Raw genomic sequence first — 24,385 nt, forward strand, 5'->3', positions numbered from 1 at the left:
CCCACCGGACGACGGAAGACCTTTTCTGATATACCGTCAGGTTTCTTGGAAGCTCACGCGCCCCGTTGACACATCCCCTTCCTGACAGGAAAGTTTCACGATGCAAGGCAGGTGCCGAAAGATACTTTCAGGCGGGAGGCCGCAGCATGACGGACGACGTGGCAGGCGGACGAGCGAGCGGACCGACCCGCCGCCGGCTCGTCGCTGGCACCCTGGCGGCGGGCGGCGCACTCGCCCTCGGCGCGCTCCCGGCGGGCCCGGCCGCCGCCGCACCCGCCGCGGGCCACCGGCCCACCCTGCGCCACGGCTCCCCCGAACGCGCCGGGCTGCTCCCCGCGCACCTGCGGCAACTCGTCGCGGACGCCGAGGCGTTCCTCGCCCCCTCCCCCCGGCACCCCTGGTACGCGGGCGCCGTGCTGCTCGCCGGACGCGGCGGCACCGTGGCGCTGCACGAGCCGATCGGCATGGCGGTGCGCTACGCCCGGTACGACGAGAAGACCGACACCGGCGTCGAACTGCCGCCCGAACAGCAGCTCCCGATGACCCGGGACACCGTGTTCGACCTGGCCTCCGTCTCCAAGCTGTTCACCTCGCTCCTCGCCGTTCAGCAGATCGAGCGGGGGACGCTGGCCCTGGAGGGCACGGTCGCCTCGTACCTCCCGGAGTTCGGACGCGCGGGCAAGCAGGCGGTGACCATCCGTCAGCTCCTCACCCACACCTCCGGGTTCCGCGCGTGGCTCCCGCTCTACAACGCGCCGACGTACGAGGAGAAACTCCAGCTCATCTGGAACGAGGCACCCCTCAACCCGCCGGGCACCGCCTACCTCTACTCGGACCTGAACCTGATCTCCCTCCAGCTCGTCCTGGAGAAGATCACCGGCCGCACGCTGGACGTGCTGCTGCGCGAGGAGATCACCGGTCCGCTGGGCCTGGACAGCACCCGCTACAACCCGCCCGCGTCCTGGAAGCCGCGGATCGCGGCCACCGAGGACGCGCGCAAGCCCTGGTCCGGGCTGGACCGCGGGCTGGTGTGGGGCGAGGTGCACGACGAGAACGCGTACAGCCTGGGCGGCGTGGCCGGTCACGCCGGCGTGTTCGCGAGCGCCTGGGACCTCGCGGTCCTCGGCCGTACGCTGCTCAACGGCGGCTGCTACGGCCGGGCCCGCATCCTGCGGCCCGAGTCGGTGGACCTGATGTTCACCGACTTCAACACGGCCTTCCCCGGCGACGAGCACGGCCTCGGCTTCGAGCTGTACCAGCACTGGTACATGGGGGCGATGGCCACCCCGCGCACGGCCGGGCACACCGGCTTCACCGGCACCTCGCTCGTGCTCGATCCCACGACCGACTCGTTCCTGGTCGTCCTCGGCAACTCCGTGCACCCGGTGCGCACCTGGCGTTCCGGTTCGGCTCCCCGGGTCGCCGCCGGGAACCATCTCGCCCGCGCGGTGCCGGTCCGCCCGGCGAGCGGCCGTACGGCCTGGTTCTCGGGCCTGGCGAACGCCACGGCCGCGACGCTCACCCTTCCGGCGCTCGACGCCTCCTCCGGCACGGCCCGGCTGCGCTGCGCCCTGTGGTGGGACACCGAGCCCCGCTCCGATCTGGTGGCCCTGGAGGCCACCACGGACGGCGGCGCGACCTGGCGTCCGGTTCCCTTCACCACCACCCGCCACGGCGAGGACCCCGAGGACCACCCGGCAGGGACGGTCACCGGCTGGTCGGGCCGCGTCTGGCACCGGGTGACCGCGACCCTGCCGGCCGAACCCCGGCTGGCCCTGCGCTGGCGGTACACCACGGACGCGCTGTACGTCGGCCGTGGCGCCTACGTCGACGCCCTGCGCGTCGAGGCGGGCGGGGCGGTGCTGTTCGACGGGGCACGCCCGGCGGACGCGGCACGGATCACGGCGGCGGGGTGGCAGGGCTCGGCCGACTGAGCCGACCGGCGGTGGTCAGCGCCGCTCCAGCACCGCCATCGCCGCGTTGTGCCCCGGCACCCCGCTGACCCCGCCGCCACGCACCGCGCCCGCCCCGCACAGCAGCACGTTGGGGTGCCGCGTCTCCACACCCCAACGGCCGCTGTCCTCCTCGGCGTACGGCCAGGACAGGGCCCGGTGGAAGATGTTGCCGCCGGGCAGCCGCAGGTCCCGTTCGAGGTCGAGCGGGGTCTTCGCCTCGATGCAGGGGCGGCCGTCGGCGTCGGTGGCCAGGCAGTCCGCGAGGGGTTCGGCGAGGTGGGCGTCGAGCTGGGCGAGGGTGGACGCCAGCAGTTCCTCGCGTACGGCGTCGTTGTCCCGGTCGAAGAGCCGGGCCGGGGTGTGCAGGCCGAAGAGGGTGAGGGTCTGGTAGCCGCGCTCGGCGAGGCCGGCGCCGAGGATGGTGGGGTCGGTCAGGGAGTGGCAGTAGATCTCCGAGGGCGGGCTGGCGGGGAGTTCGCCCGCGGCGGCCTGGGCGTGGGCGGTGGCCAGTTGCCGGTAGCCCTCGGCGACGTGGAAGGTGCCGGCGAACGCCTCGCGCGGGTCGGCCTCGGGGTCGCGCAGCCGGGGCAGCCGGGTGAGCAGCATGTTCACCTTGAGTTGCGCCCCCTCGACGGGTTCGGGCGCCGGGTCGCCGGTGAGGACGGCGAGTTCGTGCGGGGAGGCGTTCACCAGGACGTGCCGGGCGACGGCGGTGCCCTCGCCGTCGGCGGTGCGGTAGACGACCTCGGCGGTGTTCCCGTCGGTGTCGATCCGGATCGCCTCGTGCCCGGTGGCGATGCGCGCGCCCGCCGTGCGCGCCGCGGCGGCCAGCGCGTCGGTCAGCGCCCCCATCCCGCCGACGGGCACGTCCCAGGCGCCGGTTCCGCCGCCGATGACGTGGTAGAGGAAGCAGCGGTTCTGGACGAGGGTGGGGTCGTGGGCGTCCGCGAAGGTCCCGATGAGCGCGTCGGTGAGGACGACACCCCGGACCAGGTCGTCGGTGAACGTCTCCTCGACGGCGAAGCCGACCGGCTCCTCGAACAGGGCGCGCCAGGCGGCCTCGTGGTCGATGCGGCGGCGCAGTTCGTCGCGGGTGGGCAGCGGTTCGGTGAGCGTCGGGAAGACGCGCTGGGCGACGTGGCCCGTCATGCCGTAGAAGCGCTGCCAGGCCTCGTACTCGCGGTCGCCGCCGGTCAGCCGGGCGAACGCCTCCCGGGTGCGCTGCTCGCCGCCGCCGACGAGGAGGCCGGTGGGCCGTCCCGCCCGCTCCGCCGGGGTGTACGACGAGATGGTGCGGGAGCGGACGCGGAAGTCCAGGCCGAGGTCGCGCACGATCTTCCCCGGCAGCAGGCTGACCAGGTAGGAGTAGCGCGACAGGCGGGCGTCGACCCCGGCGAACGGGCGGCTGGAGACGGCCGCGCCGCCGGTGTGGTCCAGGCGTTCCAGCACCAGCACCGAGCGGCCGGCCCGGGCCAGGTAGGCGGCGGCGACCAGGCCGTTGTGGCCTGCGCCGACGATGACGGCGTCGTACGCGCGGGTTCCCTCGTTCGCGGACATGGTCCTTCGTAGCACGCGGTGATCCACGACGGCCAGAGGCGGGCCGGGGCCGGATCAGGCCCTCACTTTGTGCGGTGCCGGACGCGCCTGCGGGCCGAGCCGCGCCATGGCGCGCAGGATGTGTTTCGGCGGCAGCTGCCAGCGCAGCCGTGCGGGGACACGCCGGAGCAGGGCGCCGGTGACGCGCAGCCGGCGGGTGACGACGGCGGGCGCGGGGGCCGGTCTGCCGTACAGCTCATGGGCGTACGGCGGCAGGGCCGCGTACGCCAGCAGCGCCACCCGCCGCCACAGCAGCTCGCGCGCCGGGACGAGGAGAGGGTGCGCCGGCGGCCGGAGCAGGAAGTCGTCCACGTCGTGTGCCTCGGGTCCGGCGGCCAGCTCCGGCCGGACCGCTTCGAAGTACGCGGCCAGCTCCGCCCGGCTCGCGGGTACGGTGTGCGGGTCGAGCCCCACCAGCCGGGCGCTGACGCGGTGTTCGGCTATGTACCGGTCGGCCTGGGCGTCGGTGAGCGGGAATCCGGAGCGGCGCAGGACGTGCAGATACGAGTCGATCTCCGCGCAGTGCACCCACAGCAGCAGCTCGGGCTCGTCGACGCCGTACCGCTCGCCGGTGTCCGGGTCGGTCGCGGTGAGCATGCTGTGGATCTTCCGCACCCGCGCTCCGGCCCGCTCGGCGGCCTCGCTCGTGCCGTAGGTCGTGGTCCCGACGAAGTGCGCCGTACGCATCAGCCGCCCCCAGGCGTCCCGCCGGAAGTCGGAGTTCTGCATGACCCCCCGGACCGCACGCGGATGCAGCGCCTGGAGATAGAGCGCCCGCACGCCGGCGACCCACATCATGGGGTCACCGTGCATCTGCCAGGTCACGGACGCGGGAGTGAACAGTCCGGGGTCGCCCATGGACGCAGGCTAACGCCGAACGCGGGGCATCCCCAGGCCGATCCAGGAGATGATCTCGCGTTGGATCTCGTTGTTGCCGCCGCCGAAGGTGAAGATGACGGCCGAGCGGTAGCCGCGTTCCAGTTCGCCGTGCAGGACCGTGCTCGCCGAGCCGTCCTTCAGGGGGCCGGCCGCGGCGACGATCTCCATGAGCCAGGCGTAGGCGTCCCGGCGGGCCTCGGAGCCGTAGACCTTGACGGCGGAGGCGTCCTGCGGGGTGAGCGTGCCGTCCTGGACGGCGGTGACCATCTGCCAGTTGAGGAGCTTGAGCGCGTCGAGGCGGGTGTGGGTGCGGGCGAGGAGGCGGCGCACCCAGGGCAGGTCGGCGACCCGGCGGCCGTCGGCGAGCTTGGTCTCCATCGCCCAGCGCTGTACGTCGTGCAGGGCGCGGATCGCCATGGTGCCGTGGGCGGCGAGGGTGACGCGTTCGTGGTTGAGCTGGTTGGTGATCAGCCGCCAGCCCTCGTTCTCGGCGCCGACGCGGCGGGAGACGGGGACGCGGACGTTCTCGTAGTAGCTCGCGGTGGTGTCGTGGGAGGCGAGGGTGCGGATGAGGGTGCAGGAGTAGCCGGGATCGGAGGTCGGCACCAGCAGCATGGTGATGCCCTTGTGCGGCGGGGCCTCGGGGTCGGTGCGCACGGCCAGCCACACCCAGTCCGCGGTGTCGCCGTTCGTCGTCCAGATCTTCTGGCCGTTGACGACGTACTCTCCCCCACTCTCGTCGTCCCGGACGGCGCGGGTCTTCAGGGACGCGAGATCCGTGCCCGCGCCGGGCTCGCTGTAGCCGATCGCGAAGTCGATCTCGCCGGAGAGGATGCGGGGCAGGAAGTACGCCTTCTGCTCGTCGGTGCCGTACCGCATGATCGTCGGCCCGACCGTGTTCAGCGCCATCAGCGGCAGAGGGACGCCGGCCTGCGCGGCCTCGTCGAAGAAGATGAACTGCTCCATCGCGGTCATGCCGCGTCCGCCGTACTCCTCGGGCCAGCCGACGCCGAGCCAGCCGTCCGCGCCCAGCCGGCGGATGGTGTCGCGGTAGAACCGCTTCTGCGCGGCCGGATCGGCGTACCGGGCGTAGGCGCCCGCCGGAACCAGCTCGGCGAAGTAGGCGCGCAGTTCGGTGCGCAGCCGCTGCTGCGCGGGCGTGTGGTCGAGGTGCACGGCGCCTCCAGGCTCCCCAAGGGCGGTCCTGACGGCGCACACCGTAGAACCTGTTTCAGAAATTGGGAATGCCGGAGCCCGGGCGGATTCGGAGGCGGGTTCGGAGGCGGTTTCGGATCAGGCACTCACCTGAGCGTTTCCAGGAAGTCCGCGCAGGCGTCGGCGCAGGCCCGGCAGGCTGCCGCGGCGGACTCGGCGCCGGGGTGCTCGTCGAAGGCGCGGGCGCACTCCAGGCAGACGGAGCGGCACCAGTCCACCCGGACCCGGATCGCCTCCTCGTCCTGCCGGTTCTCCTCGCACAGCACGCGGCAGGTGGCGTCGCACACCTCGGCGCACATGATCCCCAGCCGACGCGCCCGCTCCTGGTGCTCGCTCCCGTCCGGGTCGACCAGGCTCGCGCGCACGGCGCAGGCCCGGGCGCACTCCGTGCACGCCTGGGCACAGGTGAAACGGTCCTCCAGGAACCGGTAGAGCTGCTGCTGCGAAGTCGGCGATGTCACACCGTGCGGGTAGCCGGGGCGGGCGGCCACAAACCACTGTCCCCGGCCGGACCGCCGTCCACGGGTCGCCCGCGGCAGCCGCCGTCCAGGCCGGACGAGCGGTCACCGCCCAGCCAGTAGCCGCGACCCACAGTGTCCGGGTTCGTCCGGGTCTGGATGGGTATCTCTGTTCTATGAACATCGCATCGATGCAGCTGGCCGCGGCGAGCGGTCTGATGAGCCTCGTCCTGTTCGTCGTGGCCATCGGCGTGCTCACGCTGCTCGCCGGCGGCTTCTGGATGACCTCTCGCGTCAGATACCGCGAGTCCCCGCGCCCCCGCCCCGAGGAACAGCCCCAGCTGCCGCCGGAGGGACCGGTGCACGAGGTCCGGGAGAACAGGGAGTCCGCGGAGATACCGCGGATTCCCAAGGGCGACCGCCCGCTTACCCCGTACGAGCTGACCAACATGGACACCCGGACCAGCGATTCGAAGGATCGCCCGCGCTGGAGCAAGGGGTCCAGCGGCTCGTTCGGCGGCGGCGGACTCGGCGCCCACTGAGCCCGGCTCGACCGATCCGGACCCACCGCCCCCCGGTCCTCTCGCCGCACCGATCCCGGTCCCACCGATACCGGCACACCGGCCCGCGCCGGACCGCCGTACGCCCCTAGGAAGACATCCGGGCGGCGTCCAGGCGGCCGACGCGGGCCACGTTCTGCCGGTCCTCCGGGTCCTGGCTGGGCTCCGCCGCGAACCAGGCGTCGAGGATCTCCCTCAGCACCGGTTCCGAGGTCAGCCTGAGGCTCAGCGCCAGGACGTTGGCGTCGTTCCAGCGCCGCGCGCCGTCGGCCGTGCCGGCGTCCGTGCACAGCGCGGCCCGCACGCCCGGCACCTTGTTGGCCGCGATGGACGCGCCGGTGCCGGTCCAGCAGCACACCACCGCCTGATCGGCCGCGCCCTCGGCCACCTCCCGGGCGGCGGCCTCCGAACAGACCGCCCACTGCGCGTCGGCCCCGGGCCGCAGCGCGCCGTGCTCCCGTACCTCGTGACCGCGGCGCCGCAGCTCCGCGACCAGCAGACGGGCCACGGGTTCGTCCATGTCGGAGGAGACGGAGATCCGCATACTCCGGAGCGTAGCGCGTAGCGCCTGGTGACCGGGCGGCGTGGCCGGACATGCCGAACGGCCCCGCAGGGGGCCGTTCGGGCAGGGCATCAGGCATGGTGCGAGGTCAGGGGTGGTCGGGCTGCTGTGCCGGAGGCACCCCGCCGCCCTCTCCCCCGCCCTTGCCGCCCTTGTCCGAGCCGTGCGGGCGGGCGCCCGCGTCCTGGCCGGCCGTCTGGCGGGCCTTCAGCTCGCCGCTGTCCTGCGGGGTGGCGCCACCCTTGTCACTGCGCCGCTGTTCGGGCTGCTGCGGATTGGACATGCGCCGGACTCCCTCCGGATGGTGCGTGATGGTGCGTGCTCCGTGCGGGGTCCGGGTTCCCAGGGGGGCGCGGGTGACGCATGCCGGCGGTGGATCTGGCTCACGGGGCGGGTGACACGGTCCGCCGGTGGGTCGGGCGGCGGGTCGCGCTCACCGCGCGGGTCGGGGCAGCGCCCGGTGGGTCTCGCTCACCGCCCGGTGGGTCCCGCTCAGCGCCCGGTGGGTCCCGCTCAGCGCGCGAGTCGGGGCAGCGCCCGGTGGGTCCCGCTCAGCGCCCGGCGGGTCCCGCTCAGCGCGCCGGTCGGGGCAGCGCCGGAGATCCGGCTCACCGCGCCGGGCGGGGCAGCGCCCGGTGGGTCTAGCTCAGCCCCCGGTGGGTCCGGCTCACCGTGCGGGTCCGCTCAGCGCCCCGTGGGTCTGGTTCACGACGCCGGTCGGGGCAGCGCCCGGTGGGTCTCGCTCAGCCCCCGGTGGGTCCGGCTCACCGTGCGGGTCCGCTCAGCGCCCCGTGGGTTTGGTTCACGACGCCGGGCGGGTCAGGGCCCGGTGGAGGTGTTCGAGGGCGTCCAGGAGCACCGAGCGGTGGTACCAGCTCAGCCAGGCCGACGTGTCCGAGGCCAGCAGGGCGAAGGCCTCGGCCTGCGCGGCGGTCGTCCGGTGGCCGGCCTCGGGCCAGTGCAGGGTGATCACGCCGGTGCACGAGCCGGCGGAGGACAGCACCGGGACGCTGTGCACAGCCTGGGTGCCGGTGGCCAGCAGCGCGCGCCGGCAGTCGTCGGACAGCTGCGCGTCCGTCGCCACGTCGGGCACGCTCACCTGGCGGCCCCGTAGCCGGGCCGCCGCGTCGGCGGTGCCGTCGCCCCGGCCGCGCACCAGCTGGTCGAGGAACGTCTCCGCGCAGCCGTAGTGGGTCTCCAGCGTCAGGGCGTGCACGGCCGGGTCCACGAACTGCACATACCCGGCGGGCGCCCGGCCGATGGCCAGCGCCTCGTGCAGGACGGCGTCGATCATCTGCCGCCGGTAGCGCGGGTCCCGGCCGCCGCGGGCCAGCATCCGCAGCTGCGGCACCGGCAGCGAGCGGCGGCCCGGGAACCACACGTCGCCGTCCGGGGGCCGGGCCACCACCACGGCGGAGACGAGGACCCGCAGCGGCACGTTGAACCGTTGCGAGGCCTCGCGCAGCACCCGGAAGGCACTGCCGGAGTCCGGCAGTCCGTAACGGACCATGAGCGTGCCCTGCGCCATACCGATCACGGGCGCGGTGCGCACCCGGGCGCGCAGCGCGCGGACCTCCTTGTACAGGTCCTCGTACGAGGGCCGCAGCGGGTCCTCCATCTGGGACCGCCAGGCGGGCAGTTCCTCCACCCGGGAGGCGGCGCGGGCCAGCTCGCGCAGGGCCTCGTCCAGCGTGGCGTACAACTGGACGCCGTCCAGGCGGGCCAGGTGCACCGCCTCGCGGACCCCCGGCCGGGCGCGGACGATGATCAGGTCCGGGCGTCCCGTGCGCGCCCGGGTCGTCTCGCTGAGCGTGCGCAGCACGGCGGCGCCGCCGAGCTGGACGTGCGCCATGTCGAGCACGGGGCGCAGTCCCGCGCGGTCCGCCTGTTCCAGGTGACCGCGCAGCTCCTCCGACCAGGCCTGGGCGCCGTCGGCGTCGAGGCTGCCCGACATGCGCAGCAGGAGGGCGCCCTCGGCGGGCAGCCCCTCGACCACGGACGACTCGATGACGAGGGGAGCCGGTGCCGCCGGTCGGCCGGAAGAAGGTTTCATCGCATCACCCAGTCAGGACGTCCCACAGAACTCGATCGGCCTCTTCCTGACCTTCGCGCCCCACCCCGCACGGTAGGCCCCGGGCCGTCAACGGCGCCATCCACCGCGCCGGGCGGCGGAGCGACGGTCCGCGCGGTCGCTATCCGAGGCCGCCGGGCTCGGCACGGGCCGGTTCGTACGCCGGCTCGCGCACCTGCTCTCGGGCTGGTTCGCGCACCTGCTCTCGGGCCGGTTCGCGGGCCGGTTCCCGGGCCGGTTCGCGGGATGTCAGAGCTTCCAGGGCCGATGCCAGGGTGGCGTGCACCCGGATGCCCGGCAGGCCCGCCGAGGTCAGGGCCTCCCGTACATGCGGCCGGGGCTGTACGACGGACAGGGCGCGGCCGGCGTGGGCGAGGGCCCCGGTCGCCCGGTCCAGCGAGCGGACCGCGTCGGCGCAGGCGAGATACGCCTCGCTCAGATCGAGCAGGGGGTGTTCTCCGGCCTGGCCGGCGTGGGCCACGTGCTCGGCGAGGGCTTCGGAGAACAGCCGGGCATTGGAGGCGTCCACCGTGCCCCGGGCCTTCAGGACGCTGATGCCGCCGGGCCCGGGGCGGTGCTCGTGCACGGTTTGCAGGAGCAGCGGGGCCGGGCCGCCGGGGCGGACACGGGCGGGGGACGGCTGACCGTTTTCCATGGGTGTGCGGGTTTCCACGGGGATCAGGCTTCCTGGAGGGGGAGGAAGGATCAGCCGGCCGCGTCTTGACCGGGACATCACTGTGCCCGGGCCCGGATGGGGATGCAACGACGTCTCCGGGCGTGTCGTACCGGAGGGGCCTCAGCCGACGTACCGCCGGGCGGGTGAGTCCCTGCGGGCACGTTCCAGCGCGGCGAGCCGGCGTTCCAGGTCCGGCGGTACGGGGTCGCGCTGGCGCAGCACCCAGGGCAGTCCGGCGGTGGCGTGGGCGAACGCGCGGGCGGAGGCGGCGTCCCGGGGCACGGTCCGGATGAGGTGCCCGGTGCGGCGCAGCGCCGGCAGCAGCGGGCGGCGCAGCCAGGTGAACCACAGCGTGTTGCGCAGTCCGAGGACACGCCGGGCCGTGCTGTCGCGCAGCCGGGAGGCGTGGTGGTGGACGGTGAGTTCCTCGGCGTACGCGAGCCACCAGCCCTGGCGCAGCAGGTCGCAGGCGAGCAGTTCCTCCTCGCCGCCGAGCCACAGGCCGGGGTGGAAGCCGCCGCCGGCGCGGAAGGCCTCGGTGCGCAGCACGGTGGCGGCGGCGAGGAAGGAGCCGAGGGCGGGGCCGGGTAGCCAGTCGGGGCCGGACAGCGGGGACTCGCGCAGCTCGCGCACGACCGGGTCCTCGGTGCCCTCCGGTTCCACGACGATCCGCGCGGTGACCCCCGCGAGCCGGGGCCGGGCGTCCAGCAGATCGGCGGCCCGGCGCAGGCTGCCGGGATCCCACCAGGTGTCGTCGTCACAGAAGGCGACGTAGGGCGTGCGCACCCGCTGGACGGCCAGGTTGCGGCCGATGGCCCCCAGGTTGCGGCCGGGGCGCAGCAGGGTCATCTCCGGGAAGTCCCGGGCGACGGCTTCGGCGGTGCCGTCGGTGGAGGCGTTGTCGGTGACGATCACCGGCGGCCGCTCGGGCAGCCGGCGCAGCAGGGCGAGGGTGCGCAGCAGCTCGTCACGACGGTTGTGGGTGATCAGGACGACGGTCGTACGGTCGTCGGGGGCGGTCCGGGTACGGTCCTCGGGCGCGGTGCGGGTCATCGGGCGGCGCCTCCCTGTCGCTGGTCAGGGCGGGTCGGGGTCGTCATCGTCTGGCGCCTCCCCGCGCGTGGTGAGGGGTTCGGATCATCGCCTGGCGCCTCTCCGTACGTGATCGGACCGGCTGCGGATCGGATCACCGCGCGGCGCCTCCCAGGAGTCGCCAGGGCGGGTCCCCGGTCATGGCCTGGCGCCTCTCCGTGCGTGGTCAGGGCGGCTGCGGATCGGATCACCGCGCGGCACCTCCCAGGGGGTCGTCAGGGCGGGTCCCGGGTCATTGCCCGGCGCCTCTCCGCGCGCGGCCAGACCGGCTGCGGATCGGATCACCGCGCGGCACTTCCCAGGGGGTCGTCAGGGCGGGTCCCGGGTCATTGACCGGCGCCTCTCCCGGGGCGGTCGGCCCTCTCGTGGTCGAGCAGGCCGGCGGCGTGTTCGACGCGCGGGGGCAGGGGCCGGCGGCGGGCGAGGGCGGCCGGGAACCGGGCGACGGTCTCCTTGAGGGCGCGGCGGGCACCGGGGCGGCCGGCCGCTGCGGCCAGCGCGAGGTCGGCGCCTGCGCGCAGGACGACCGGCCAGGGGCGGCGCAGGCAGGTGGTCAGCACGTGGTTGCGCCGGACGAGGAAGGAGCGGCCGGTGCGGTCGTGGTCCTCGGGGTGGTGGCGGGCGCGCAGGGAGGGTTCGTAGACGACGCCCCAGCCTGCGGCGGCCAGGTCGTAGGCGAGCAGCGTCTCCTCGCCGCCGAAGAAGAGCAGCGGGTGGTAGCCCCCGGCGTCCAGGAAGGCCTCCCGGCGGACCACGCAGGCACAGCCGAGGAAGCCGAGCACCGGGCGGCCGGGCAGGTCCGGTTCGAGCGGCAGCGGGGAGGCGGCGAGCACCGCGTTGAGGGGGTCCTCGGCGGCCTCGTCGCCGACCAGGGTGCGGGCGGCGAGCAGGCCGAGCCGGGCGTGCTCGTCGAGGAGGTCGGCGGCACGGGCGAGGCTCCCCGGCTCCCACCAGGAGTCGTCGTCACTGAAGGCGACGTACGGGGTGTCGGCGTGTCGGACGGCCAGATTGCGGCCCAGGGCGCCGGTGTTGGCGGCGGGGCGCAGGAACCGGGCGATGGCCGGGTGGCCGGCCACGGCGCGGCGGGTGGTGTCGTCGCGGGAGTTGTCCACGACGATGACCGGCGGTCGCTCGGGCAGCGCGGCCAGCGCGTCCAGGGTGCGCAGCAGGCTGGCGCTGCGGTCGCGGGTGATGACGGCGACCGTGATGCGCGGGTCGCCCGGGGTCGGGGGCCGGTGGACGCGGCCCGGTGCCTGCTCAGTGGACATGCGCCACCTCCGCTCCGGCCTGCCGACCACGGACGTCCCGCAGAAGCATCAAGCAGGCCGCGGCGACCTCCCCGGCGCGGATGCGGAGCAGGCGGGCGTCGGGGGTGCGGCCGTGCGGGTCGCCGGGTGGGCCGGGTTTCCACAGGGCGAGGTGGTCCGGGCTCGGGGGCGGCCCCCACAGGCGCGGGGAGACCGGTCCGAAGAGGGTGACGGAGCGGGTGCCGTGGGCCACCGCCAGATGGGCCAGGCCGGTGTCGCCGCTGAGCACCAGGGACGCGTCGGCGACCAGCGCGGACAGCTCCGCGAACGGCAGGCCGCCGGTCAGCACGTCGCCGCCGCGCTGGCCGCTGTGTTCGGCGACCGAACGGACCAGGGCGTGCTCACCGGGACCGCCGGTGAGGACCACGTGGTGACCCGCGGCGCGCAGGCACCGTACGACCGCGGCGAACCGTTCCCCCGGCCAGCGGCGGGAACCCGAGGCCGCGCCGGGGTGCACGACGACCGCGCCCGGGGCCGGGGAGGGCGTGGTGGGCGGGGGCAGCCGTAGGTCCAGGGGGTCGGCCGGGATGCCGTAGCCGTGCAGGAAGGCGCACCAGCGATCCCGTTCGTTCGCCTGGCCCCGCCACGGCGGGCCGTCCGGGCAGGCGTGGGCGAGCAGCCGGCGCGGACGCAGGGCCGCCAGGGCGTCGCGGCTCTCGGGGCCGTTGCCGTGCAGGTCGATCGCCACGTCGGGGGGCGGGCCGGGCCAGTGGCCGAGGTCCGGCACGGCGCGGCCCGGCGCCTCGGCCGGGAACACGGCGTCGACCGCCCCGGTCTCCAGGGCGAGTTCGGTGAGGCCCGGCGGCTGGGCGAGGACGACCTGATGACCGGGGAACGCCCGCCGGATGCCCCGTAGCGCGGGCACACCGGCCAGCAGGTCACCGAGGCCCAGGGCGCGCAGGACCAGCACGGTCGGGGGGTTCGGGGCAGAGGTCGGGGTACGGGTCACCGAGTGGGTCCTCCGTTGCGTGCGGAAGCAAGGGACGGACGGCGGGCCGGGCTCCGTTCTCCGACACCGGCCACACGGGCGGGCGGCGCGTCCGGGTCGGGGGCCTGTGGCGAGGGCACGATGCCCACGCCTCCGGTCGACGGTCCGTCCCGGTCGGGGATGCGCGGCCAGGGCGGGACGCGCACGCCCCCGGTCGACACGGCATGCCGGCCCCGGGCACGCCCGAGGCACCCGAAGCCCGGCCCCCCAGCCCGCCAGGCCGCGACACTCACGGCACCAGCCGGTACGGCAGCCCGGCCCGAGGCACCAGCAACACACCCTGCGCCCACACCCCCACAGCCCAAGGCCCACACCGGACGCACAGCACCCACGCCACCAGCCGGCACGGCAGCCCGGCCCGAGGCACCAGCAACACACCCTGCGCCCACACCCCCACCACCCAGGGCCCGCACCGGACGCACGGCAGCCCGGCCCGAGGCACCAGCAACGCACCGGACGCTCACCAGCCTGTCCCGCGGGCCCGGGGCGCGCCGGGCGTGTTCGGCAGGTGCGTGGGCTGCCGGGGCGTTCGGCCAGGGGCGGGCACTTCGTGGCTGCGCGGTGGTCACCTCTCGTCTCCTCCCGTGGGGGTCAGGGCCGCGCGGCGGGCGAGGCCGGTGGTGGAGCGGCCGTCGAGGTAGGGGAGCAGGAGGACCTGGCCGCCCCAGCTCTCCACGAGGGGCTGTTCGGGCAGCCGGGTCCGGGCGTAGTCGCCGCCCTTCGCCCAGATGTGCGGGCGGAGTTCGCCGAGGATGCGCTCGGGGGTGTCCTCGTCGAACACGGCCACGGCGTCCACGCACTCCAGGGCGCGCAGCACCCGCACCCGGTCGGCGGCCGGGACCAGGGGGCGGCCGTCGCCCTTGCGGCGGCGTACCGAGTCGTCGGAGTTGACGCACACGATGAGGCAGTCCCCGGCCCGCCGGGCGGCCTGGAGCAGGGCGACGTGTCCGGCGTGCAGCAGGTCGAAGCAGCCGCCCGCGGCGACCACGGTGCCGCCCGCCGCCCGCACCCGGGCGGCGGTGCGTACGGCGTCGGCGGTGGTGTCGCCGTCGCCCGGCGGCTCCTCGGCCGTCTCCGGCTGGTCCGGGACGGCGACCGCGCGGGCGCCGCCCTCGGTGACGTAGCGGGTGGCGGCATGGACGGCGGCCTGTACGGCGGCCTCGGTGAGGGCGCCGTCGGCGAGCAGGCCGGCGGCGGCAGCGGCGAACCGGTCACCGGCGCCGCAGGGGTCGCCCGTGGCGGCGGCCGGGGTCGGCACGAGCAGCGGGGTCTCGCCGTGGGAGAGCAGGGCACCGCGTTCGCCGAGGGTCACCGCGACGGCCCGGGCCTGCCAGGCCCGCACCAGGGCGCGGGCGTCCCGGGCGGCGGTGCGCAGCCCGGCCGCGTCGCCGGGCTCGGCGTCGTCGAGCTGCCGGGCGAAGGCGCGGGCCTCCTGGGCCGACGGCGTGGCCAGGCGGACGCCGGGGACCGGAGGCCTGCCACGCACATGCGGGTCCCAGACGATGGGGGCCGCCGTGTGCGTCAGCGCGTCCCGGAGGACGTCGGCGGTACCGCGGCCGTAGTCTGCGACGAGGACGCCTCCGGCCCCGGCGATCGTGGACACCGCCTCCTGGGTCGCCTCGCGGGCCCGGCCCTCGCCGTCGTCGAGGCGGAGCAGCGGCCGGTCCCCGGCCAGCACGCGGGTCTTGCTGCTCAGGGTGCCCTCCAGCGGCACCTCGACCAGACCGACCCGGCCCGCCAGCAGCTCCCGCAGGGTGTCGCTGGCGGCGTCGGCGCCGAGGGCGGTGACCAGGGTGACGGGGCGTCCGTCGGCCGCCGCGAGGCAGGCGGCGAGGGCGGCGCCGCCGGGGCGGGAGCTGCGCCGGGTGCCGTGGACGACGGGGACGGGCGCGTCCGGGGCCAACCGCTCGGCCCGGCCGCACAGATCATGGTCGAGCAGGGCGTCGCCCACGACGACCAGGGGCGTCTGGGAGGTGGTCATGCCTGTCCCTTCCTGGGGGCTATGGGCGCGCCGGGCGCGGCCCGGCCGACGGTGCGGGCGCGACCCACCAGCCGCCCTACGACACCGGGTTTGCCGTCGGCACCCGGCCGGCCACCGGCGCCATCGACACCTGGCCGGCCACCGGCGTCGGGCTCTCCGTCGCGCCCCGGCCCGCCATCCACACTCCGCCGGCCATCCGCACCCCGCCGGCCGTGGGCGTCGGCGCCCGTGCCCGCCACCCCGTGGTCCGCCTCCCCCCGCTCGACGGCCTGGTCGAAGGCCTCGCAGAGCATGTGTACGGCGACCAGGTGCAGTTCCTGGACGGTGGCCGCGACGGGGGCGTCGACGCACAGCGCCTCGTCCGCGCCGAGCTGCAACGGGTTGGGGGCCCGCCCGGTCAGTGCCCACACCGTCATGCCGAGCCGGTGCGCGCGGTCGGCGGCGGCCAGCAGGTTGGCGCTGGCACCGCTGGTGGACAGCAGCAGGAGCACGTCGCCGGGGCGGCCGTGGGCGGCGGTCTGGCGGGCGAACACCTCCTGGACGCCGTAGTCGTTGGCGATCGCCGTGGTGGAGGAGGTGTCGGCGTGCAGGGCGACCGCGGAGAACGGCGGCCGGTCGTCTCGGTAGCGGCCGACGAGTTCGGCGGTGAGGTGCTGGGCCTGGGCGGCGCTGCCGCCGTTGCCCGCGACGAGCAGCCGGGCGCCCGCGCCGAGGCGCCGGGCCAGTTCGGTGCCCCAGCGCTCGATGAGCGGACCGTGGTCGCGGAACGCCTCCAGGGCCTTGGCGAGGTCGTCGCAGTGCGTGGTGTCGGTGGCGGTGTCGCCGTGCGCGGTGTGGCCCTGCGCGGTGTCGGTGACGGTCTTCGTCGGACTCTTCATCGGACGACTCCCGAGAGCGAGCGGATGGAGGACACGGCGCCGTACACCCCGGCCACGCCGTCGGCCACCCGGTCCCAGGTGTAGTGGCTGAGCACCCGGTCGCGGCCGGCGGCTCCGTACCGGGCGAGCCGGTCGGGGTCGGCGAGGAGGGCGCGGACGACCGCGCCGAGGTCGTGGTCGTCGTCGGCCGGGACCAGGACGCCCGTGGTGCCGTCCACGACCGTGTCGAGCTGGCCGCCGACGGCGGTGGCGACGACCGGTGTGGCGCAGGCCATGGCCTCCAGCGGGACGATGCCGAAGGGCTCGTACCGGGGCAGCGACAGCACCAGGTCGGCGCTGGACATCAGCCGGGGCATCCGGGCCCTGCTGACCCCGCCGAGCAGGGTTACCCGGTCCGAGACGCCGTATTCACCGGCGATGCCGTAGAGGCGCTCGGCCTCGGGTTCGGCGCCGAGCAGGTCGGCCTCGGGGCCGCCGGCGATGAGGAGTTCGGCGTCGGGGACGTCGGCCAGGGCGCGGATGGCGCGGTCGAAGCCCTTGCGGGGCACGAGCCGGCCGACGGCCAGCAGCCGCCTGCGGGCGCCGGACGGACGGGTGCGGGCGACGGGCGTGAACTGGTCGGGGTCGACCCCGCACGGCACGACGCTGATCCGGTCCTCCGGCAGCCCCATGGCCTTCAGTTCGGCCACCTCGTCGCTGCACGTGGCGATGATCCGGGCGCACTCGTGGCCGATGGCCTCCTCGATGGCGAGGCGCTGCGGCGGGCTGGTGTCGGCGGCACCCTGGTGGCGCTTCTTCACCGTGCCCAGCGCGTGGTAGGTCTGCACGACGGGGATGCCGAGGTCGCGGGCTCCGGCCAGGGCGGCCAGGCCCGACATCCAGAAGTGGGCGTGCACCACGTCGGGCGGGCTCTGTGCCCACTGGCGGGCCAGGAAGTTCCCGAACTCGGTCATGTGGGGCAGGAGTTCGTCCTTGGGGACGGGTGCGGGCGGCCCGGCGGGCACGTGCACGACCTGTACGCCGTCGATGAGGGTCACCCGGTCCGGCAGGCCCGCCGAGTCCCGCCGGGTGTACACCGTGACCCGGTATCCCCTTCTGGCGAGCTGCCGGGCGACCTGCGCCACGTACACGTTCTGGCCGCCCGCGTCCGGCCCGCCGAGCGCGGCCAGCGGGCTGGCGTGCTCGGAGACCATGGCGACGCGCCCGGCCGTGTGCGGAATGCGGCTCATCGGGTGACCTCCTTGATCAAGCGCTCCCAGTCGTCCAGGAAGCGCCGCTCTCCGTAGCGGGCCTGGGCCGCGGCCCGGGCCGCCGCGCCGGTGCGGCGGGCCAGCTCGGGGTCGGCGAGGAAGGCCCGTACGGCGTCCTCCAGGACGTCGAAGCGGTTCGAGACCACCCCGGCGCCCTCGGGTATCGCCTCCCGGGCCTCCGTGGTGTCCAGGGCGACCACGGGCATGCCCAGGAACATGGCCTCCAGCAGGGACAGGCCGAGCGAGGTCCAGCGCACCGGGTGCAGATAGAGCCGGCACCGGGCCATCGCGCGGTGCAGTTCCCGCTGCGGCAGGTCCCGGGTGCGGCAGCGTTCCGGGGGCAGGCCGAGGTGCTCGGCGAGTCCTTCGGTGCGCATGCCGAAGACGTCCAGGGGGGCGGACCGGGCGAACCGGGGCAGCAGGTCGGTGCCGGTGGTACGGCCCCTGCGCACGGGCTCGTTGACCACGACGGCCGCGCGCGGCTCGGTGCCCGTGCAGAGCGCGCCGGGGTCGATGATGCCGTGCTCGACGACCTCGGTGGGGGCCTGGCCGTTGTCCCACATCAGCCGGTTGAAGTGGGTGACGTGCACGAGGGGGATCGCCGACTGCCCGGCCAGCGGGTGGAGTTGGCGCTCCGGTGACTCGTCGGGGCTGTTGTGCTCGACGTACACGGCGGGCACGTCCACGCCGGGCCGACGGCCGGTCCAGCGCAGGGCGAGGTCGAGTTCGTGCGGGCGTTGCAGGACCATCAGGTCGATGTCGGAGTCCCACAGTTCCTTCGGTGTGCGTTCCCGCACGGTCTCGGGCCAGTCCCAGGTGACGGCGCGGCCGAGGCCGTCGGGTCCGCGGTCGTCGGTGACCGGGACCAGGTAGGTGTGCGGGCCCTGCACGAAGGCGGTGAGCCAGGATCCGTGCACGTGCCAGACGAGGATGTTCATGACTGCCGCTCCTGGATGAGCTTGTGCACCGCGCGCACCACGTCCTGTCCGGTGACCTCGTCCAGACAGGGGTGGCCGGGCACCGGGCAGGTGAGGGCCCGGGTGTTCGCGCAGGGCGCCGACTGGTCGCCGAGCAGGATGACGGGGACGCCGTACGGCGCCCAGCGCTCGGCGGGTACGACGGGCGCGAAGAGGGAGACGACCGGGGTGCCGACGGCGGCGGCGAGGTGGGCGGGTCCGGTGTTGGCGCTGATGACGACGTCGGCCATGCGCAGCACGCCGGCGAGGGTGCGGGGGGAGGTCCGGCCGCCGAGGTCCACGGCCAGATCCCCGCTGACCTGCCGGGTGAGGGCGGTCTCCTCGGGGCCGCCGGTGACGACCACGCGGTGCCCGGCGTCCGCGAGCAGCGCGACCGCCTCGGCGCAGCGGTGCGGGCTCCAGGCGCGGGCGGGGGCGCTGGCCCCGGGGTGCAGGACGACGTAGGGGCCGTTGCCGGTGAGGCTGCTGGTGTCCGGGGGCGGGAGGACGCGCAGCCGCCCGTCGTCACCGGGCGGCGGCAGGAAGCCCATCGCGGCGGCGGTGTCGAGCGCCGCCTCGGCCTCGTGCCGGCCGTCCAGCCGCCGGTGGCGTACGTCGAGGAGCCGGCCGGGGTGGTCGACGCTGTCGGCGCCGATCCGGCGGACGCCGGCGAGCCGGAGCAGCAGGGCGGTGGGCAGCGGGCTCTGGTGGAAGGAGGTCAGGACGAGCGCGGCGTCGTAGGCCCCGGCCCGCAGCCGGCCCACCAGCCCGTCGATGTCGGCCGGGCTGACGGGGGGCGGATCGAACCCCTCCCAGGGCGCCTCCCACACCAGCACCTCGTCCACACCGGGCAGGAGCCCGGCGGCATCCGCGCCGCGCGGACCGCACAACAGGGTGACGTGCGAGGACCGGGCGGCGACGGCGCGCACGGCGGGACCGGCGAGCAGCACATCACCGAAACTGTCGAGCCGGACGACGAGCGATTTCACGCCGACCACCTCCCGAGGCCCCGCCCCACACCCACCACGGCGGACCGAGACCGGCCGGGTCCCACCGCACCGGGCACAGACGACGAGGCCCCCTCTCGGCCTGCCGCACCGGGCACAGCCCACCGAGGCCGACCCGAGGCCGCCGCACCCAGCACAGACGACGAGGACTCCCCTGCGACCGCCGCGCCCGGCACAGCCGCCCGAGGCCCACCCGAGGCCGCCGCACCCGCCCCAGACGACCCGAGCCGCTCCGATGTCACCGCACCCGACACAGACGACGAGGACTCCCCTGTGACCGCCGCGCCCGGCACAGCCGACCGAGGCCCACCCGAGGCCGCCGCACCCGCCCCGGACGACCCGAGCCGCTCCGACACCGCCACACCCACCCCGGACGACCGGGGCCGCTCCGATGTCACCGCACCCGACACAAACGACGAGGACTCCCCTGCGACCGCCGCGCCCGGCACAGCCGACCGAGGCCCACCCGAGGCCGCCGCACCCGCCCCGGACGGCCCGAGCCGCTCCGATGCCGCCGCACCTGGCACAGACGACGGGGCCTCCTCCGTGACCGCCGCGCCCGGCACAGCCGCCCGAGGCCGGCGAGGGTGCGCTGTGGGGGAGAGGCCCGCCTCCGTCAGGGCCGCGCGGACCGCGGTGAGGGGGTCGGGGGCGCTCTCCGTGGCGAAACGTTCCACCTCCGCCGGCGCGGTGGCCGCGTTCGGGACCAGGACGCCCCGGGCGCCGGCCGCGCGGGCGGCCAGGACGTCCGCGGCGATGTCGCCGATCACCAGGCACTCGGCCGGCGGTACGCCCAGCCGGGCGGCGGCGGTGTGGATCAGGCCGGGGCGGGGCTTGCGGCAGGCGCACCCGGCGTCGGGGGCGTGCGGGCAGAACACCCAGGTGTCCAGCCCGCCCAGCAGTTCGTCGGCGCGTTCGTTGACGCGGAGGACCTGGTCCACGGTGAGCAGACCGCGGCCGATGCCGGACTGGTTGCTGACCACGCCGGTCGGCAGCCCGGCGGACCGGGCCAGCGCGACGGCCGCGGCGGCGCCCGGCATCAGCCGCACCCGGTCGGGGTCGCCGTTGTACGGCACGTCCACGACGAGGGTGCCGTCGCGGTCGAACAGGACGGCGGACAGCCTGCTCACTCGGCACCTCCCAGCGGCTCGGCGTGCCGGTGGCGGACGACTCCGCGCACCCAGTGCCGGACGGCGAGCGGCGGGATGAGCACGCTGGTGCCGAGCATCCCGGCGATCTCTCGGGCCGTGCGCGGACCGGGCAGGATGCGGGCGAGGGCGAACTCGGCGGTGCCGAGCGTCCACAGGGCCGCGCAGGCGGTCGCGGCCCGGCGCCGCCCGGTCAGGGCGCAGCCGGCGGCGGCGAGGGCCGCGCCGGTGACCGCCAGGTGCCGGGGCAGCCGGCCGCGCGGCGCCTGCGCGCGGTCCCACCAGTCGCGGCCGTGCAGCCGGTTCATCAGGGCGTCGTCGGCGTTGCCGCGCTGCGCGGGCAGCGAGGCCCACCAGTGGGCGGGCCGGACCGGGTGCCGGGTGACCCGTACGCCCCGGGTCAGCGACCAGCCGGCCCGCTGCACGCGCAGGGCGAGGTCGGCGTCCTCGCGGAAGGCCCGCGGGAAGCGTTCGTCGAAGCCGCCGGTCCGCTTCAGCGCCTCGGTGCGGTAGGCCATGTCGGCGGTGGCCCAGGCGGCGTTCTCCAGGCCCTTGGTGGTGCGCTCCCAGTCGGTGGGCCGGCGGTCCAGGGGCAGGGGGACACGCAACTGCCCCTGGACACCGCCGACGTCGGGGCCGGCCTCCCGCAGGTCTTCGGCGAGCCGCCGGGACCAGTCCGGCAGCACCTGGACGTCGTCGTCCAGGAAGACCGTCCAGGGCGTGCGGACGGTCTGCCAGCCGGCGTTGCGGGCGGCGGCCGGTCCCTTGCCGCCGGTGCGCAGGGTGCGCACCCGGTCGAGCAGTTGCCCGGCCGGTTCCAGGGGCAGGTCGCCGTCGGGCGCGGGCCGGTCGTCCACGACGACCACCTCGTGCGGCGGATGGCCGTCGGCCGCGGCGAGCGCGCGCAGGCACTCGGCGAGGCAGGGGCGGCCGATCGTCGGGACGACGACGGTGTAGGCGGGGGCGTCGGTCATGCGAAGGCCTTCCCACGGCGGATCGCGAACGGGCCGAGGACGAGCAGGTCGACAGGGGCCGAGCCGAAGCACTCCAGGGCGTCCCGGGGGTCGTCGACCATGGGCCGTCCGGCGGTGTTGAGGCTGGTGTTGACCACCACCGGCAGTCCGGTGCGCCGTTCGAAGCCCTCGATCACGCGGGCCACCAGGGGCTCCTGGGCGCGGTCCACGGTCTGGATGCGGGCCGTGCCGTCGACGTGCACCACGGCCGGGATGCGGGTCTTCCACTCGGCGGCCACGTCGTGGACGAACAGCATGTGCGGGCTGGGCAGCGGCCCGTCGAAGATCTCGCCCGCGCGTTCGGCGAGCACCATGGGCGCGACGGGCCGGAACTCCTCGCGTCCCTTGACCGCGTTGAGCCGCTCCAGGTTCTCCGCCTTGCCGGGGTGGGCGAGCAGCGAGCGGTGCCCGAGCGCGCGCGGCCCGTACTCGCTGCGCCCCTGGAACCAGGCCACGATCCCGTCGGCGGCCAGCGCCTGAGCGGCCGTCTCGGCGATGTCGTCGGGCTCCTCGTACGGTACGGCCGCCCGCTCCAGCCACGCGCGCAGTTCGGCGTCGCTCCAGCCCCGGCCGAGCGCGGCGGTCGGCATCGGCTCCAGGGCGTCCTTCTGCCCGGCGACATGTGCCGCCGCGCCCAGGGCCGTACCGGCGTCTCCGGCGGCGGGCTGCACCCACACGTGCCGGAAGCCGCTCTCCCGCCACAGCCGGGTGTTGGCGACACAGTTCAGGGCGACACCGCCGGCCATGGTGAGGGCGTCCTCGCCGGTGCGCTCGCGCAGCCACCGGGCGAGGGCCAGCATGGCCTCCTCCAGGCAGAGTTGGGCGCTCGCGGCGAGGTCGGCGTGGTCCTGGTTCCAGGCGCCGCCGGCCGGGCGCGGCGGGACGAACTCGGCCCAGGGCACCGGGCGGGCCCGGAAGCCGCCCTCCTCGTCGGCCTGGACGTACTCCCGCAGCCGGCCGGCGAAGCGCGGGGTGCCGTAGGAGGCGAGGGCCATGACCTTGAACTCGTCGCTGCTGCGCAGGAATCCGAGGTGCTGGGTGAGGTCCTCGTAGAACAGGCCGAGGGAGTCCGGCAGTCGCTGGGTGCCGAGGACGGTCAGTTCGCGGTCGGTGTAGTGGCCGGCCAGGTGGGAGCCGCACTCGCCGCGGCCGTCCAGGACGAGGACGGCGCAGTCCGGGTACGGCGAGACGGGCCCGGCGGAGGCCGCGTGGGCCACGTGGTGCGGGACGAACCTCACTTTCGCCGGGTCGAGTCCGGGCAGGGCCTCGGCGAGGAAGTGCGGCGCCTCGCGGGCGTACTGCTGGCGCAGGTGGTCCCAGGGGTCGTGCAGGCCCATCTCGTCGGCGGGGCGGGCCAGCGCGGGGTCGTAGGAGTAGGCGACGGCGTCCAGGTCGGAGGGGGTGAGGCCGGCCTGGTCCAGACACCAGCGGGCCGACTGCTCGGGCAGCTCCCAGGCCGAGAAGGGAACGGGCCGCTTGCCGTGCTTGCGGCGGGAGAACCGCTCCTCCTCCGCTGCCGCCACGACCCTGCCGTCGGTGATGAGGGCGGCGGCCGGGTCGTGGAAGAGTGCGTTGATACCGAGGACGTGCATGCGCTGTCTCCAGGGCCGGGGAACGGGCAGGGGTCAGGACCGCGGGGCCGATTCCTCCGCGTGCGGGTCCGGTTCCGGGGGCAGGGCCGCGAAGTAGGCGATCGTCTGCTTCAGCCCCTCCTCCCAGGGAACCTGCGGCGACCAGCCGAGCAGTTCGCGTGCGAGGGTGGTGTCGGGGCGGCGCCGGCCGGGGTCGTCGACGGGCCGGTCTATGAACGCGATCGGGGAGCGGGAGCCGGTGAGGTCGACCACCCGGCGGGCCAGGTCGGCGACGGTGATCTCGTCGCTGCCGCCTATGTTGACCGGCCGTACGGACCTGCTCGCGGCCACCCGCAGGATGCCGTCGACCGTGTCGTCCACGTAGCACAGCGAGCGGGTCTGGCTGCCGTCGCCGGTGACCGTGAGGGGTTCGCCGGCCAGGGCCTGGCAGATGAAGGTGGGCACGGCGCGGCCGTCGTGGGCCCGCATCCGCGGCCCGTAGGTGTTGAACAGCCGTACGATCCCGGCGTTCGTTCCCCTGGCGCCGGCGTGTGCCGTGACCAGCGCCTCGGCGAACCGTTTGGACTCGTCGTAGACGCTGCGCGGCCCGACCGGGTTCACGTTGCCCCAGTAGCCCTCGTGCTGCGGGTGGACGAGCGGATCGCCGTAGACCTCGGAGGTGGAGGCGAGCAGGAAGCGGGCGCCGTCGCGTTCGGCGATCGCCAGGACGTTGCGGGTGCCGAGGCTGCCCACGTCCAGGGTCTCCAGGGGCATGCGCAGATAGTCGGCGGGCGAGGCCGGGCAGGCGAAGTGCAGCACCAGGTCGTACGGGCCCGGCAGCCGCTCGGTGCAGTCGGGGGCGGAGACGTCGCAGTGCAGGTACCGGAAACCGGGCCGGTCCTCCAGGTGCGCGATGTTCTCGCGCCGCCCGCAGGCCAGGTTGTCGGCACAGTCGACTTCGACCCCTGAATCCAGCAGCCGCTCGCACAGATGGGAGCCGAGGAAGCCGGCGCCGCCGGTCACGACGGCGCGCCGCCAGGAGAACGGTGTGTCACCAGTCATGGGGCTGTTCCTTCGTCCACGTCGTTCGCGCCCGGGAACGCCCCTGCCTGGGCATTCCGCGCGTACCGCGTCGCCGGGGCCGACACCGTCGGCCCGCTGGGGGGAAAATGGCTCGCGCCGGGTCCCCGCTGCTCCGGAGGACCGGCCTGGCAGGCCGCCG

At 75.3% G+C, this 24,385-nt stretch carries 21 protein-coding genes and 1 pseudogene; 2 read left to right on the top strand and 20 right to left on the bottom strand.

The window, feature by feature from the left end; translation table 11 throughout:
• Positions 1-146 precede the first annotated feature (146 nt).
• The gene (locus ACZ4WH_RS04160) at positions 147-1,934 is read left to right on the top strand and encodes a serine hydrolase domain-containing protein (RefSeq protein ID WP_468176388.1); all 1,788 of its coding nucleotides are present in this window, start codon (positions 147-149) and stop codon (positions 1,932-1,934) included.
• 15 nt (positions 1,935-1,949) lie between these two features.
• Here the strand turns inward: ACZ4WH_RS04160 and ACZ4WH_RS04165 are convergent, their stop codons facing one another.
• The 4 genes from ACZ4WH_RS04165 to ACZ4WH_RS04180 all read right to left on the bottom strand — a co-directional run bounded on the left by ACZ4WH_RS04165 (position 1,950) and on the right by ACZ4WH_RS04180 (position 6,106).
• Positions 1,950-3,512 carry a phytoene desaturase family protein gene (locus ACZ4WH_RS04165; RefSeq protein WP_468176390.1) on the bottom strand — a complete coding sequence of 521 codons (1,563 nt, stop codon included), beginning with the start codon at positions 3,510-3,512 and terminating at the stop codon, positions 1,950-1,952.
• Between the two features lie 54 nt (positions 3,513-3,566).
• Positions 3,567-4,409 carry an oxygenase MpaB family protein gene (locus ACZ4WH_RS04170; RefSeq protein ID WP_468176392.1) on the bottom strand — a complete coding sequence of 281 codons (843 nt, stop codon included), beginning with the start codon at positions 4,407-4,409 and terminating at the stop codon, positions 3,567-3,569.
• 9 nt (positions 4,410-4,418) lie between these two features.
• Positions 4,419-5,606, bottom strand: coding sequence for an acyl-CoA dehydrogenase family protein (locus ACZ4WH_RS04175; RefSeq protein ID WP_468176394.1), 1,188 nt, complete (start codon positions 5,604-5,606; stop codon positions 4,419-4,421).
• A 125-nt stretch (positions 5,607-5,731) separates the two neighbouring features.
• Positions 5,732-6,106, bottom strand: coding sequence for a four-helix bundle copper-binding protein (locus ACZ4WH_RS04180; RefSeq protein WP_468176396.1), 375 nt, complete (start codon positions 6,104-6,106; stop codon positions 5,732-5,734).
• Between the two features lie 173 nt (positions 6,107-6,279).
• Here ACZ4WH_RS04180 and ACZ4WH_RS04185 point away from each other — a divergent pair, with 173 nt between their 5' ends.
• Positions 6,280-6,645 carry a DUF6479 family protein gene (locus ACZ4WH_RS04185; RefSeq protein WP_468176398.1) on the top strand — a complete coding sequence of 122 codons (366 nt, stop codon included), beginning with the start codon at positions 6,280-6,282 and terminating at the stop codon, positions 6,643-6,645.
• Positions 6,646-6,751: 106 nt separating this feature from the next.
• Here the strand turns inward: ACZ4WH_RS04185 and ACZ4WH_RS04190 are convergent, their stop codons facing one another.
• The 16 genes and pseudogenes from ACZ4WH_RS04190 to ACZ4WH_RS04265 all read right to left on the bottom strand — a co-directional run bounded on the left by ACZ4WH_RS04190 (position 6,752) and on the right by ACZ4WH_RS04265 (position 24,225).
• Positions 6,752-7,207 (bottom strand): RpiB/LacA/LacB family sugar-phosphate isomerase, encoded by a 456-nt coding sequence (locus tag ACZ4WH_RS04190; protein ID WP_468176400.1) that lies wholly within the window; start codon positions 7,205-7,207, stop codon positions 6,752-6,754.
• Between the two features lie 106 nt (positions 7,208-7,313).
• Positions 7,314-7,508, bottom strand: a complete 195-nt coding sequence (locus tag ACZ4WH_RS04195) for a hypothetical protein (protein ID WP_468176402.1) — start codon at positions 7,506-7,508, stop codon at positions 7,314-7,316.
• A gap of 519 nt (positions 7,509-8,027) precedes the next feature.
• Positions 8,028-9,278, bottom strand: a complete 1,251-nt coding sequence (locus ACZ4WH_RS04200; protein ID WP_468176404.1) for an ANTAR domain-containing protein — start codon at positions 9,276-9,278, stop codon at positions 8,028-8,030.
• 139 nt (positions 9,279-9,417) lie between these two features.
• Positions 9,418-9,951, bottom strand: a complete 534-nt coding sequence (locus ACZ4WH_RS04205; RefSeq protein ID WP_468176406.1) for an STAS domain-containing protein — start codon at positions 9,949-9,951, stop codon at positions 9,418-9,420.
• Positions 9,952-10,092: 141 nt separating this feature from the next.
• Positions 10,093-11,025, bottom strand: a complete 933-nt coding sequence (locus ACZ4WH_RS04210; RefSeq protein ID WP_468176408.1) for a glycosyltransferase family 2 protein — start codon at positions 11,023-11,025, stop codon at positions 10,093-10,095.
• A gap of 365 nt (positions 11,026-11,390) precedes the next feature.
• Positions 11,391-12,332, bottom strand: coding sequence for a glycosyltransferase family 2 protein (locus ACZ4WH_RS04215; protein WP_468176410.1), 942 nt, complete (start codon positions 12,330-12,332; stop codon positions 11,391-11,393).
• A complete protein-coding gene (locus ACZ4WH_RS04220) occupies positions 12,322-13,320 on the bottom strand; it encodes a glycosyltransferase family 9 protein (protein WP_468176412.1) in 999 nt (332 codons plus the stop codon). The genes ACZ4WH_RS04215 and ACZ4WH_RS04220 overlap by 11 nt, the downstream gene beginning before the upstream one ends.
• A 604-nt stretch (positions 13,321-13,924) precedes the next feature.
• Complete coding sequence (locus ACZ4WH_RS04225) at positions 13,925-15,340, bottom strand: PfkB family carbohydrate kinase (RefSeq protein ID WP_468176414.1); 1,416 nt, start codon at positions 15,338-15,340, stop codon at positions 13,925-13,927.
• A gap of 239 nt (positions 15,341-15,579) precedes the next feature.
• Positions 15,580-16,218: pseudogene (locus ACZ4WH_RS04230) on the bottom strand (D-sedoheptulose-7-phosphate isomerase); the annotation flags it as partial.
• Positions 16,215-17,447, bottom strand: a complete 1,233-nt coding sequence (locus ACZ4WH_RS04235) for a glycosyltransferase (RefSeq protein ID WP_468176416.1) — start codon at positions 17,445-17,447, stop codon at positions 16,215-16,217. The pseudogene ACZ4WH_RS04230 and the gene ACZ4WH_RS04235, both read right to left, overlap by 4 nt.
• A complete protein-coding gene (locus ACZ4WH_RS04240) occupies positions 17,444-18,406 on the bottom strand; it encodes a glycosyltransferase (RefSeq protein WP_468176418.1) in 963 nt (320 codons plus the stop codon). The genes ACZ4WH_RS04235 and ACZ4WH_RS04240 overlap by 4 nt, the downstream gene beginning before the upstream one ends.
• Positions 18,403-19,413, bottom strand: a complete 1,011-nt coding sequence (locus ACZ4WH_RS04245) for a glycosyltransferase family 9 protein (RefSeq protein WP_468176420.1) — start codon at positions 19,411-19,413, stop codon at positions 18,403-18,405. Before ACZ4WH_RS04245 ends, ACZ4WH_RS04240 begins: the two co-directional genes overlap by 4 nt.
• Positions 19,410-20,561: a D-glycero-alpha-D-manno-heptose-1,7-bisphosphate 7-phosphatase gene (locus ACZ4WH_RS04250; RefSeq protein WP_468176422.1), complete on the bottom strand. Its 1,152-nt coding sequence runs from the start codon at positions 20,559-20,561 to the stop codon at positions 19,410-19,412. The genes ACZ4WH_RS04245 and ACZ4WH_RS04250 overlap by 4 nt, the downstream gene beginning before the upstream one ends.
• The gene (locus ACZ4WH_RS04255; protein WP_468176424.1) at positions 20,558-21,553 is read right to left on the bottom strand and encodes a glycosyltransferase family 2 protein; all 996 of its coding nucleotides are present in this window, start codon (positions 21,551-21,553) and stop codon (positions 20,558-20,560) included. Before ACZ4WH_RS04255 ends, ACZ4WH_RS04250 begins: the two co-directional genes overlap by 4 nt.
• Complete coding sequence (locus tag ACZ4WH_RS04260) at positions 21,550-23,184, bottom strand: carbamoyltransferase family protein (protein ID WP_468176426.1); 1,635 nt, start codon at positions 23,182-23,184, stop codon at positions 21,550-21,552. Before ACZ4WH_RS04260 ends, ACZ4WH_RS04255 begins: the two co-directional genes overlap by 4 nt.
• A 33-nt stretch (positions 23,185-23,217) precedes the next feature.
• Complete coding sequence (locus ACZ4WH_RS04265; protein WP_468176428.1) at positions 23,218-24,225, bottom strand: NAD-dependent epimerase/dehydratase family protein; 1,008 nt, start codon at positions 24,223-24,225, stop codon at positions 23,218-23,220.
• Positions 24,226-24,385: the final 160 nt, after the last annotated feature.

This window comes from Streptomyces sp. NPDC029138, from assembly GCF_055564375.1.